The organism is Roseibium algae, assembly GCF_037783265.1.
Classification (GTDB): domain Bacteria; phylum Pseudomonadota; class Alphaproteobacteria; order Rhizobiales; family Stappiaceae; genus Roseibium; species Roseibium algae.
In genome coordinates this window covers 1-12222 of record NZ_JBAKIA010000016.1, presented here as the reverse complement: position 1 = coordinate 12222, position 12222 = coordinate 1, and the positions used below count along the sequence as shown (strand labels likewise).

The following is a 12222-nucleotide window of genomic DNA, read 5'->3' as shown; positions in this document are numbered from 1 at the left end:
AGTCTCGCTTTTAATTCACGATGCGTGAATACGCTTGATAGCTGTTTTCGATGAGATGCTCAATCAGTCCGCCAAACTCAGTTTAACACCAGCTGGAGGATCTCTGCGCGCAGTTCGGCAAGGCCTTTGCCTTTTTCTGATGAGGTCGCGACGATTTCAGGAAATGCCGCGGGGCGTTTCGCCAATGCCACAAGCGTCTCTTCCATCAGCCGTTCGAGCTGAGGCGGTTTGATCTTGTCGGACTTCGTCAGCACCACCTGATAGGTGACAGCTGCCTTGTCTAGCAGTCCCATGGCCTGGGTGTCGATTGGCTTGATGCCATGCCGACTGTCAATCAGCAGGAACACGCGACGCAGGGTCGGACGGCCACGCAAATAGGAAAAGACAAGTTTTGTCCAGGCGTCGACGAGATCTTTGGGCGCCTGCGCATAGCCATAGCCCGGCATATCGACAATAGCCAAAGGCGCATCATCAGCCGAAAAGAAGTTTAGCATCTGTGTCCGACCGGGGGTCCGGGAGGTTCTGGCCAGGCCGTTACGTCCAGTCAGGGCATTGATCAGGCTTGATTTGCCAACGTTGGACCGACCGGCAAAGGCAATTTCAATACCGCCGATGTCCGGCAGGTTTGCCATGTCCGTTACGCTGGTCCGGAAGTCCCAGGGTTTGGCGAACAACAGGCGTCCGGCTTCAATCTGGTCTTCGGTGAATTTTGGTTCGTCGCTCATGAGATGTCTTCTATCGGGCAAATCCCTCCGCGTCGAGTGAGACGATGCTTTGGATCGGCTTGAGTTTCGTTAATCTTCAATGGCCGCAGCGTGCAGTGCGGTGAGGTCGCCGCCTCTGATGGCATTAAGGTGTTGTGTAATTTTTTCGACTGGCCAATTCCACCAGGCGATGTGCAGCAGCTCTTCAACCACTTCGGCAGGGTAGCGTGATTTAACTTCCTGGGCAGGGTTTCCGACTGCAATTGCATAGGCGGGCACATCCCGAGAGACAATTGCCTTGGCGCCAATGATGGCTCCATCTCCGATCTTGACGCCAGGAAGGATCGTTGCGCCTGTCCCGATCCACACGTCGTTTCCGATCACCGTATCGCCTCGCGAACCTACGAGAAAATCTGCGGGATCGAAATCCTTTTCCCATCCGCCCTGGAAGATACTGAAAGGGAAGGTGGAAAACCCGCCAAGGACATGATTTGCGCCATTCATGATGAATTCCACGCCGGTCGCCAGCGCGCAGAATTTGCCGATGCTTAATCGGTCGCCCATGAACTCAAAGTGGTACCGGACGCATTTTTCCTGAAAGCGTTCAGCTTGGTCAGGGTCATTATAGTAGCTGTAGTCTCCGGCCTCTATATTCGAACCGGAAATGACATTCTTCAGGAAAACCGTGTGGGTCGCATCCGGGAAAGGAAAGCGAGCGGAAGGGTTAGGACCGTGCATGGGATGTTCCATCTGCAGACGTTTTGGCAAGGATTAGGATGAGCGAACAGTCTTTCTGTTCACGACCCGTCGACCGGCGATATCGCCTTGCGGTTCGGGTCTGGGATTAGTGGATCATTGCCCGGCGGTTCCTTGCAGATGATGAACATAGAAAAGGGCCCTGAATTTCAGGGCCCTGATCATTTAGCAGATCTTTTCAAGAGGGTCAGCTCTTGTCTTCAGTCTCTGGCTTCTTTCGTTTGAAGGTTGACCTCAGATTGTCAAACAGTTCCACCTTCACGCCTTGACGACGCATGATCACCCACTGTTGGGAAATCGAAAGTGTGTTGTTCCACGCCCAGTAAATCACGAGACCAGCTGGGAAAGAGGCGAGCATGAAGGTGAAGATCACTGGCATCCAGGTGAAAATCATCTGCTGTGTTGGGTCCGGCGGGGCCGGGTTCATCTTCATCTGAACGAACATGGTGATGCCCATGATAATCGGCCAGACGCCGAGCATGAGCATCTGTGGTGGATCCCACGGGATCAGTCCGAACAGGTTGAAGAGGGTCGTTGGATCAGGGGCTGACAGATCGTGAATCCAGCCAAAGAATGGCGCATGACGCATTTCAATGGTGACGAAAAGAACCTTGTAGAGGGAGAAGAAAACCGGGATCTGAATCACCACCGGAAGACACCCTGCCAGTGGATTGATCTTTTCCTTCTTGTAAAGCTCCATCAGCGCTTGTTGCTGTTTGGCCTTGTCATCCGCATGGCGTTCGCGAATTTCGGTCATTTGTGGCTGTACGAGCTTCATCTTACTCATGGAAACGTAAGACTTGTTCGCCAGTGGGAAGAACAGGATCTTCACGCCGACTGTGACCAGAAGGATCGCGACGCCGAAGTTGCCGACCAGGTGATAGAGATGGTCGATCGCCCAGAACATCGGTTTGGTCAGGAAGTAGAACCAACCCCAGTCGATCAGCAGGTTGAACTTGGAAACGCCAATGGTTTCTTCATAGGCATCCAGGAGGCCTTTCTGCTTTGCACCAGCAAACAGGTACGAGCTTGTTCCAGCTGTGCTGCCAGCCGCGATGGTCACGCCTTCTCCAAGGAAGTCTGCCTGGAAGTTCTGCGAGCCTGGTGCGTAGCTGAAGCTTGGCTGGAACGTTTCGCCTGGTGTCGGGATCAGCGTTGCGGCCCAGTACTTGTCGGTAATACCAAGCCATCCCTGATCGACTGCTTCCGGACGAACCGGACCTTCTTCTTCGAGGTCGGAGTAATCAACCTCCTGCAACCCCTTCTCGCCGAAGACGCCGAGGAGGCCTTCATGGAGAATGTAGAAGCCGGATGTCTTGGGCTGTCCTGTGCGGGCAATCAAACCATAAGGGTATAGCGTGAGGTCTTCGCCTGTGGAGTTCTCGACCGATTGTTCAATCGTGAACATGTAGTTCTCATCCAGCGAGAACGTACGATTGAAGACGATGCCTTCGCCATTGTCGAAGCTCAACGTGACCGGTGTCTCCGGGCTGAGTTCGCTGTTGCCATTTACGGTCCAGAGCGTGTCTGCTTCCGGCAAGGTAATGTTCGCGCCCGGATCGGCAACCCAGCCATGGTCGGAGTAGTAAGGCTTCGGGCTGCCTTTCGGCGAGAGCAGAACAATGGTGGGGCTGCTCTTGTCGACTGTCTCGTGATAATCTTTCAGGCGAAGATCATCGAGCCGTGCACCTGTCAGATTGATTGAACCGGAGAGTTTCGGCGTTTCGATCCTGACGCGCTCTGAGGCAGCCAGTGCCTGTTCACGTGTGACAGTAGGTGCAGCGGAAGTGCTCGCTGGAGCCTGTCCAGGGACCGCATTCGGCGAAGGCTTGAGCGGATCGCCGTTTGCAGCAGCAGTTGCCTGTTGGGCTTCCTGCTGAGCCTGCATTTCTGCTTGCTGACGTTCAAGCTGTGGCTGGGCAATAAAATATTGCCAACCCAGCAGGACGACCAGAGACAGAACGACTGCGAGAATCGTATTTTTATTTTCCGAGAACAACTGGAATTACCCCTGTTTTCTACTCGATGCGGTCTCTGGAACCGGCTTGCCACTTGGCTTGCGCGGTGTCCTGCGACGCTGACCTGACTTCGGATCCAGCGCAAGCGACAGTCCGGATTTAAGGTCCGATACCAGATTTTGAAAGGGAAGGGAGAGAGCGGCTTCGCGTCCAACAAGAACAAAATCGGCCTTTTGCGGAATGTCCGCACTCTCAAGCGCCGCAACTGCAGCCCGCAGTCGACGCTTGATACGGCTGCGCACGGCAGAATTGCCGGTCTTCTTGGTCACGGTATAGCCGACGCGTGGGGCGTCGTCCGTATCGCGCTTCAGTCCCTGAAGCAAAAAAGCGCGCCGACCCACCCGTCCGCCTTTGGCGATAGCTAGGAACTCGGAGCGCTTTTTAAGAGTTTTCATCAGCGGCGGCGTAGGCTTTGTTTGCAAAAACCAGTCATCACCGGCAACGCCGCATGCGTTAAGCCGGATGATTAGGCGCTAAGGCGCTTGCGGCCCTTGGCCCGGCGACGCGCAATAACCTGACGACCATTTGCCGTTGCCATGCGCGAACGGAAGCCGTGGCGACGCTTGCGGACGATGCGGCTCGGTTGATACGTACGCTTCATTGTTCAATTCCACGCAAACAGCGCGGCCCTTGTTTTACGAAATTCTTGGAGGAAGCATCCAAAGCGCCTTACAAGAGGCGAGCCCATAAAATGAGCCGTGATCCGAATGCATGTCCCGGTCGAGCGCGCTTATACGGGGGACAGGCCTCCAAGTCAACGCGTTCACGATCAAATATCTCGGTTTCGCCAACGTCGCAAGGGCAGAAACAGGACTGCCACGATATAATAATCAGAGAACCCGATTGCAGCTCTGCCTCGCAACCGCTTTCATTGGGTTGACTGCAACTTGGGCCTTACTGACGGGGCAACGTTTTTATACTATTTATCAATCTTGGCTAAATGCAATTCTTTGATGAGACGCAGCATCTTGCGTTTTAGCAGTTAGCGTATTGCCGGGTTTCGGTTATCATTGCTCAGCTGTCTTTGACTTGGAATGCAGGAGCTGACTATGACGCTTTCGAATGCCTTGAGGTTTGCAATCCCCACCGTTTTTTGCGCGGTCATGGCTTTGGTGCAAACCACAGCCACTGCTCAAACCTCGCCTATTAACGATTTGCCAAGCGCATTTAACCCTGAAAGTAACACGTCCATGGCCATAACAGGGCCAATCATTGCGTCACAGTCCTTGTTGATCTTTGGCAATGGAACGCAGATGAAGTTGCGCCTTCTCGGTGAAACAACAGGCGCTTGGGGTGTCTCGGGTCAAAGCCTGCCAGCACAAATTTTCTCGATTGGCTCCAATCCCGGTGAATTGATGAACGGAAACACGCTATGCGGTCCAGAAGGCGCACCGACGTATCTGGTCGTGTTCCAATTCAAAAGCTATGGCATGTGGTCGCTCAATCTTGGGGTGTTTAACGGGAGCCAGCCACCTGTGTCCATGAACGATGATGGCCTTTGTGGCACTTATGGGTTCATCATGGATGACCCTTCTTAACTGTTGCGATATGTCCAGGCCACCAACGACGCCATCTCATGCTGCTAGATTGCGACACTCTCCTGATTTCTACTAAAGAAGTGAAAATTCTTGCGAGCAACACTCTTTCGTGAGGTCGTGACCAGTATATTCACTGCTCTCTCACTTGTCGGTGAAACGTTGTTCTAGATAGTTCTTTCTATTCACATCTGTATCATAAGTGTTCTGCCTTATGATAACGAACCATATGCTGACAAGGCAGCATACAGGTGCTTGGAGAGTGGGTATGCGCAAGGAACACACTGACCAGGAGGCAGAGCGTCAAACTTCGGCATCGCTTGCCCATGTGTTGCGTCGTTGGCTTCCTGTGTTCGTTATTCTGGCTGCCTCGGTGGTTGCCTGGGGGCTTGGGTTGCATGAGCAGCTGACCTTGTCCGCGCTCATACGCAATCGTTTTGCTTTGGCAGACTTTGTTGAGGCCAATTTGCTTTTGTCTCTTGGTGGATATGTCCTGATCTATGCTGTTGCCGTGGCGCTGTCCTTTCCCGGCGCATCTTTGTTGACGATAGCTGGCGGACTTCTGTTTGGCTGGTTTCTTGGCGGAACAGCCACAATTATTGCCGCCACCCTGGGGGCCACAGTCATTTACCTGGCAGCTCGCTCGTCTATTGGCGTTTCGATTACACGCAAGGCCGGACCTTTCATCTCCACACTGTCGGAGGGGTTTTGCGAAAATGCCTTCAGCTATCTTCTTTTCTTGCGATTGACGCCAATCTTCCCGTTTTGGCTGGTAAACATCGCTCCTGCGATTTTTCACGTACCACTGGCCACCTATATTCTGGCTACCTTTATCGGGATCATCCCGGGCACATATGCTTTTGCTATTATTGGATCGGGGCTGGACAGCGTAATTGCAGCTCAGGAAATGGCCAATCCGGGTTGCGCCACAGCGGGGACTTGCCAGATAGACATAGGGGCATTGATAACGCCGGAGCTCCTGGCTGCATTTTTCGCCCTTGGTTTTGCCTCTCTGATTCCCGTCGTGGTCAAAAAAATGCGAAACCGTCCGCCGAGTTCTTGAGCTGAGGTTGTTAGACGTTTTGCGTAAAGTCATCGACTGAAAGGGTAATACAGATGCCTGACGTATTGACGCCGGATATTTGTGTGATTGGCGCTGGCTCCGGGGGTCTTTCGGTCGCTGCTGCTGCTGCAGCCTTTGGCGTTGATGTTGTGCTTGTTGAAAAAGCCAAAATGGGCGGTGATTGCCTGAACTATGGCTGTGTTCCGTCCAAGGCGCTGCTGTCTGCCGCCAAGTCGGCAAAAGCCCATGGCGCGGATCTAAAGATCGGCTTTGAAGGTGTATTTGAAGGTGTCAAGTTCGCAAAAGCCAATGACCATGTGCAAGCGGTGATCGCCGCCATCGCCCCTCATGATTCTGTCGAGAGGTTTGAAGGGCTGGGGGTCAAGGTCTTGCAAGACGAGGCACGGTTCGTCTCATCAGACTGCGTGTTGGCGGGTGAAACAGAGATCCGCGCCCGACGCTTTGTCATTGCGACAGGGTCGTCGCCCGCAGTGCCGCCTATCCCTGGCCTGGCAGGCGTCGATTTCCTGACGAATGAAACCTTGTTCGAGTTGCGAGAGGCTCCGGAGCATCTGATTGTCATCGGTGGGGGCCCAATTGGTCTGGAAATGGCGCAGGCGCATCGGAGGCTGGGCAGCAAAGTGACCGTGATTGAAGCGCAAAAAGCTTTGGCCAAGGATCTTCCTGAATTTGCTGTTGTCGTTTTGGATGCTTTGAGGGCAGAAGGGGTCCGGATTCTGGAAGGTGCGGCAGTCAATGCGGTTGAGTCGTCTGGTGAAGGGATTCAGGTTCATTTCGAAACCGAAGACGGCACCTCATCGGTCAATGGGAGTCATTTGCTGGTCGCTGCGGGCCGCAAGCCGAACTTTGGAAGTCTCGGTCTTGAACTCGCCGGAATAGACGTTGAGGGTGGCGGCATTAAAGTCGACGCCGGCCTTCGTACAACCAACAGGAAAATCTACGCAATCGGAGATGTCATCGGTGGTTTGCAGTTCACCCATGCCGCTGGCTACCATGCCGGGCTGGTGATCCGTTCTATTCTCTTTAGATTGCCGGTTCATGAAGACCGGACAATCATACCTTGGGTGACTTACACGTCGCCGGAGTTGGGCCATGTTGGTTTGAGTGAACAGCAAGCTCGGGATCGGCACGGCAACAAGGTAAGGGTTTTGACCGCTGATTATGCGGATAATGACAGGGCGCGCGCAGAAGATGCGAGTGTTGGCCAATTGAGACTGGTCGTGGGCCCTCGCGGTCGTCTTCTGGGGGGCGATATCGTGGGGGCTCAGGCTGGAGAGATGCTTAATCTTTTGTCTCTCGCACTATCGCAAAAAATGACAATGGGCGATCTGGCCGGATTTGTGGCACCTTACCCAACGTTGGGAGAATTGGTGCGCCGTGCTGCGGTCTCTTACTATGCAGAGGCACCGAAAAACACATGGGTGCGTCGTTTGTTGTATCTATTAAGGCAGTTCGGTTGAGATGAGGCTTGGTCTGCCTTGCTCCTGCCCCGATCATTTGATGACCTAGAGTGAAATGTTTGAGAGACGCTTGAATGAAGCACGAAGGTTTGCCGGAGGGACGCGTTGATCCCTCCATGGGTGGGGTTGATCAACTATCGGGCTGCGCTGAGCAGGAAATTGGACAAGCTGCTGAACCAGATGACCGCGGGCATCATAGCCTTGGTGGTTTATCTGGCAAATTGTTGCTTCTGACCGGTGTCTTTGTGATGTTGGCGGAAGTTTTTATCTACGTTCCCTCCGTCGTCAATTTTCGTAATAACTGGTTGAATGACAGGCTGACCACAGCAGGGGTTGCTGCGGCCGTTCTCAGCGAGACAAACACCATTGCCCCACGTTTGCAGGAACAGCTTTTGCAAACCACGGGAGCGATCGCCATATCGCTGGATATGGGCACACGGCGCAGCATGATCGCCATGAGCGAAATGCCGTTCGAGGTCGAGTTTGTCGTTGATATGGCTGAGATGTCCCCGCTTATGTCGGTGCTTGATAGCTTCAAGGTGCTTGCTTATCGCGGCGATGGACTCATGCGCGTCGTTGGCGCCGGGCAGATGGGGGCTGTCAAGCGGGTGGATGTGGTTCTGCCAATCGGGCTTTTGCAAAAAGACATGCTTGCCTTCTCAGGCCGTATTCTGGCGTTGTCTTTGATGATTTCCATTTTCACTGCGACCCTGGTCTACATCAGCCTGAGAGCACTTCTGGTCCGGCCTCTTCAACGGCTGACCCAGTCTATGGATCATTTTGCCGAGATGCCGGATGATGTTGCCCGCACCATGCGTCTTTCAGGGCGCAGCGATGAGCTGGGCGATGCAGAGGTGCGGCTGGCTGCAATGCAGAAGGCCTTGTCACGGGCCTTGCAGCAGAAACAGCGTCTGGCCGATTTGGGGCTGGCTGTCTCCAAGATCAATCATGACCTTCGCAATCTTCTTGCGTCCGCCCAACTGTTCCTCGAGCGACTGGAGCATGTGCCCGACCCGACAGTTTCGCGGCTCGCTCCGAAGATTCTTGCGACACTGGATCGGGCCGTCTCCTATACGCAAGCCGTCATGTCTTATGGCAAGGCGCAAGAGGAGGCGCCCAAGCGCAGGTTATTGGCACTGTCTCGTGTCGGCGATGATGTCGCCGATGTCTTGGGTCTGCCGGAGCATGACAGCGTGTCTTTTGAAAACAAGGTTCCGCAGGACCTGGAGATTGATGCGGATCCGGAGCAGATTTTCCGGGTGTTGCTGAACTTGTGTCGTAATGCTTTGCAGGTCCTGGAGAGCGAGCGGGAAGGGAATTTGGTTCGGCGCATTGTTCTGGACGCACATCGCGACAAGACCTGTGTTCATATTTCGGTTGAGGACACGGGTCCGGGTATTCCGGAAAATATCAAGACTTCCTTGTTCCGTGCGTTTCACAGCGGCTCCAAGCAAGGCGGAGTTGGCCTGGGGCTTGCGATTGCAGCTGAACTTCTGAAAGCACACGGTGGTCGCATACGCCTTGATGAAACGGTTCAGGGGGCTTGCTTCCGGATTGAGCTGCCGGATCGGGCTGCCTAGCGCGACTTTCGGTTCCCTGACTTTGCTGCGAGGGGAGGGAGCGCAATGAATACTGTTTGCCGAAGAAGTTTTTCACAGGCAAAAAACAGCGACTTTCGGCCAGTTTTTCCAATCATTGTCCAAAGGCTCAAAAAAAACAAAACGGTGCTTGCAATGCGCCAATGGGCAAAGTAGAAGTCCCACCAGTTCGGAGCGATACCAACGTCGCCTCTTTAGAACTGAGCCGGATCTGAGGAAAACTCTGTAAGCCGTTTTGGTGGGGTTTTGATCAAGATTACAGGCAATATGCACCGGTAGCTCAGCTGGATAGAGCACCAGACTACGAATCTGGGGGTCGGGGGTTCGAATCCTCCCCGGTGCACCATTCCCCTAAATATAGTATTATGAATAATGTTTATACGGTTGCTGTAGGGCGTAAGTGCTCTTGGCAAAACGGTAAACTTCATCTGGCGCTAGATTGAAAAGCGGTTCTGTAGCGCGCAACTTCGTTTGGCATAACGCGCAACTTTACATGTCATCTTGTTGAATATCGTTGCACGACTAGTTTCGTCCCAGAGAAGTTAATCACCGTTCGAGCATCAATGGTCGCTTAACGCCGTTGAATTCAAAATTTGATTGGACCCTGGTGAATTTCCGCTTCGGTTTAACTGTCGAAAAAATAAAATCCGTCAATTTTCTTTTCACCAACAGCGCCAAATGGATTGCTTTTTTCGAGATGAGCATCGAGATCGGGATCGTATTCCCAAGCTTGATCGATCAGGCACCAATCGAGATGGAAATGATCACCATCTTTTGAGACGAGGACACCAACACCCTTGGATGTTTTCAGGAGGTATTTGGCGATAGCAGTCAGGTTGCTAAGGCCAGTGACCCTGGTTCTTTCGCCCTCGAGACCGGTACTAGGCCTTTCTGAGGGGATCGGTGAAAACATGAAACAGCAATCGGTCGGTGGAAATGCGAAATAGTAAGGGCGTTTGAATTCACCGTTTCGGGCTTGCGCTATAGCCAAGTCCAGTCGTTCTTTGGCTGCCCGCCAGGCTGATCTCGGCAATTTGGCGAATTCGAGCAGGATGCGCGTGTAATCATCGCTGCTGTCTGGGTGCTGTATGTGGTCGGCAAGACGGTTCATGATCGGTGACAAGTCAGTCTGATGAGAATCGTCGAATAGACGATCCAACAACCTATGTGATGTCGGCGTTGGTACCACCTCGTCTGACATGTAGGCAGCGAGGAGGTCGGCCTCAACAACCTTTATATTTGCATCCGTGCACGCGTTTAGGGCATTCCGACGGTATCCTAGATAGCGTCGCACTTCTTCGGGAACCGCTAGAGTTTTAACGACCTGACTGTAGTTGGCCTGTTCGAAGAGATGGATGAAGCCCGCAGTTTCACTAATGTGATAAAGCATGGCCCTGCATTCGTCAGGAAGCGCCGGGGCATCAGTATAGAGGATGATCTTTTCAATTTGCAGAAAGTCTTTGCTACTAATCTCAAAGCGGTGTCCACGGTCATTGGAAATGCAGATACTTTCGTGTTCGGCAAGAAAACGAAGAGAATCTTTGATTTGGCTAACTGCCTTGCCGCGGATCTTGTTTTTAAACCAGCGACCTTCTGCCTCAGAATCACCAGTTGGCTGTTCTCGTTCCTTCATTTGGATAACGAAAAGTGTCTGGCCTAGCCAGACGATATTATCGGCCAGTTCGGCTTCTTGGCCTGAACGAGGAGAGAACTGGTTCTGGGAGAAAGTGAATTCTTTCCAGAAGGTCGAGCCATTCAATTGGGCAGTGATTTCCTCGAGTGTCATGAGATGCCATGTGCCGGAGATTCGTCGTCCAAACATAAACACGAACGACATTGTTCTCAACAATGCGAAACTGGTGATATCACGGTACTGACTTATGCGGGCTTGCGATAGGAGGGTCAGCAAGGATAGGCCTTATAAACACCTTTGCTGCCTTTTGCTTATGTGGATGCAAAAGTATTGCACCAACCCCATCCTAAGTTTCATTTTGAGCAAACAGTTAGCTTGCTAGCGATTCCATTTCTTAACAATGTATAGAGCGCCGTGAATTTCTGCTTGCAGTCCCTCTGCCCGCGCAATCAGTTTCTTTCTGCGGCACCTCACTCCTGCGGTAACACCGGCAGCATGTAATGCAACACCACCTTCACTGCCCCTACCGTAAAACTCCTCCTATTCGCCGTTAGCCTCACAGCGGTATCTGAATAAAACGCTTGCGGCCCGATCACCCCGGCATTGATCGACCCTTCCGCGATCCCGAGTGAGCCACCGAACTTCGACGTCTCCCCGGCGATGCCGCAGCCATAGGACGCTGCTCTGGTGATGGTTGTCGATGTCCTGGTTGAGGCGCATCATACAACGGCCCGGTTGGGAATGACGATGGACGTATCGACACTTGCACGGCTCAATCTGGTGAGTTCTTCTTCCGGCGTAGGCATCCGGCTCTGCGCTGCGGCCGGCGCTTGCGATAGCAGGTATATCTTTGCGTGAGCATGTCTTGGTCGAAACCCTGGCCAATCTAGGCGCGTGGAGGATTGGTGTTTGTTTATGTTTGGGTTCTTAGGTTTTTAGTTGGCTTTGCGTTTTTTTGATTTTTCTTTATTTTTTGGATTTATGAATTTTGTTTAACCATTTGATTTTTTGTATGTTTTTGGTTGTTTTTTGAGTTTTGTTTTGTTGTTTGTCCACAGTGTGTTTGTTTGATTTGTTTTTAGTTTTGTTTTTTTGGATTTAGCCGTTGACGGTTTTGGGGGTGGCCCCTATAACCACGTTCATCGACGGCGGCAACGTCGCTGGCGGACGGATCGTTCGTCCAAAATTACTGAAAATTGAGTGTTGACATCGAGCTTTGGTTCGACGATAAGGCGCTCCACTTCAGGCCTCTTCGGAGGGCCAAGGGGTTGGATTGAATGGCTTTCGGGTTGTTTGATTTGCTCCGGAACTCGGGTTTTTTGATCTGAGTGTTCATTGACAATATGATATTGAAGAAAGGGAAGCGTGGACGGCGTTGTTCTTGCGGATGCTCGGTTGCTTATGTGGCTGGGTGTTTTAAGTGAGAGTTACGCA

Annotated in this window: 10 protein-coding genes and 1 tRNA gene; 5 read left to right on the top strand and 6 right to left on the bottom strand. The window is 52.6% G+C overall.

Translation table 11 applies throughout. The annotated features are described in order from the left end of the window. Positions 1–77: 77 nt before the first annotated feature. From yihA to rpmH, 5 genes are all read right to left on the bottom strand, one after another. Entirely contained in the window at positions 78–725 is a 648-nt protein-coding gene (gene yihA, locus V6575_RS18920; protein WP_340276563.1) for a ribosome biogenesis GTP-binding protein YihA/YsxC, read from the bottom strand. A gap of 69 nt (positions 726–794) precedes the next feature. Continuing rightward, a complete protein-coding gene (locus tag V6575_RS18915) occupies positions 795–1454 on the bottom strand; it encodes a CatB-related O-acetyltransferase (protein ID WP_422785606.1) in 660 nt (219 codons plus the stop codon). 193 nt (positions 1455–1647) lie between these two features. Continuing rightward, complete coding sequence (yidC, locus tag V6575_RS18910) at positions 1648–3459, bottom strand: membrane protein insertase YidC (protein ID WP_340276560.1); 1812 nt, start codon at positions 3457–3459, stop codon at positions 1648–1650. Positions 3460–3465: 6 nt separating this feature from the next. Next, the gene (gene rnpA / locus V6575_RS18905; RefSeq protein WP_340276559.1) at positions 3466–3873 is read right to left on the bottom strand and encodes a ribonuclease P protein component; all 408 of its coding nucleotides are present in this window, start codon (positions 3871–3873) and stop codon (positions 3466–3468) included. A 71-nt stretch (positions 3874–3944) separates the two neighbouring features. Further along, complete coding sequence (gene rpmH / locus V6575_RS18900; protein ID WP_340276558.1) at positions 3945–4079, bottom strand: 50S ribosomal protein L34; 135 nt, start codon at positions 4077–4079, stop codon at positions 3945–3947. 448 nt (positions 4080–4527) lie between these two features. On the opposite strand from rpmH, the gene V6575_RS18895 reads away from it, so the two are divergent. The 5 genes from V6575_RS18895 (at position 4528) to V6575_RS18875 (ending at position 9501) form a co-directional block, all read left to right on the top strand. Further along, a complete protein-coding gene (locus V6575_RS18895; RefSeq protein ID WP_340276556.1) occupies positions 4528–5016 on the top strand; it encodes a hypothetical protein in 489 nt (162 codons plus the stop codon). A gap of 265 nt (positions 5017–5281) precedes the next feature. After that, entirely contained in the window at positions 5282–6076 is a 795-nt protein-coding gene (locus V6575_RS18890) for a TVP38/TMEM64 family protein (protein WP_340276554.1), read from the top strand. Positions 6077–6129: 53 nt separating this feature from the next. Then, complete coding sequence (locus V6575_RS18885) at positions 6130–7557, top strand: dihydrolipoyl dehydrogenase family protein (RefSeq protein ID WP_340276553.1); 1428 nt, start codon at positions 6130–6132, stop codon at positions 7555–7557. 74 nt (positions 7558–7631) lie between these two features. Then, complete coding sequence (locus tag V6575_RS18880) at positions 7632–9137, top strand: sensor histidine kinase (protein ID WP_340276551.1); 1506 nt, start codon at positions 7632–7634, stop codon at positions 9135–9137. Positions 9138–9424: 287 nt separating this feature from the next. Further along, positions 9425–9501 (top strand) — tRNA-Arg (locus tag V6575_RS18875). 279 nt (positions 9502–9780) lie between these two features. On the opposite strand, the gene V6575_RS18870 is transcribed toward V6575_RS18875, so the two are convergent. After that, entirely contained in the window at positions 9781–10941 is a 1161-nt protein-coding gene (locus tag V6575_RS18870) for a hypothetical protein (protein WP_340276548.1), read from the bottom strand. Positions 10942–12222: the final 1281 nt, after the last annotated feature.

Excerpts from the sequence above, each read along its gene's own strand:
- V6575_RS18895 (WP_340276556.1), top strand. The coding sequence starts at position 4,528 with ATGACGCTTTCGAATGCCTTGAGGTTTGCAATCCCCACCGTTTTTTGC.
- V6575_RS18915 (WP_422785606.1), bottom strand. The coding sequence starts at position 1,454 with ATGGAACATCCCATGCACGGTCCTAACCCTTCCGCTCGCTTTCCTTTC.
- V6575_RS18890 (WP_340276554.1), top strand. The coding sequence starts at position 5,282 with ATGCGCAAGGAACACACTGACCAGGAGGCAGAGCGTCAAACTTCGGCA.
- yihA (WP_340276563.1), bottom strand. The coding sequence starts at position 725 with ATGAGCGACGAACCAAAATTCACCGAAGACCAGATTGAAGCCGGACGC.
- V6575_RS18885 (WP_340276553.1), top strand. The coding sequence starts at position 6,130 with ATGCCTGACGTATTGACGCCGGATATTTGTGTGATTGGCGCTGGCTCC.
- V6575_RS18880 (WP_340276551.1), top strand. The coding sequence starts at position 7,632 with ATGAAGCACGAAGGTTTGCCGGAGGGACGCGTTGATCCCTCCATGGGT.
- rpmH (WP_340276558.1), bottom strand. The coding sequence starts at position 4,079 with ATGAAGCGTACGTATCAACCGAGCCGCATCGTCCGCAAGCGTCGCCAC.
- V6575_RS18870 (WP_340276548.1), bottom strand. The coding sequence starts at position 10,941 with ATGACACTCGAGGAAATCACTGCCCAATTGAATGGCTCGACCTTCTGG.
- rnpA (WP_340276559.1), bottom strand. The coding sequence starts at position 3,873 with ATGAAAACTCTTAAAAAGCGCTCCGAGTTCCTAGCTATCGCCAAAGGC.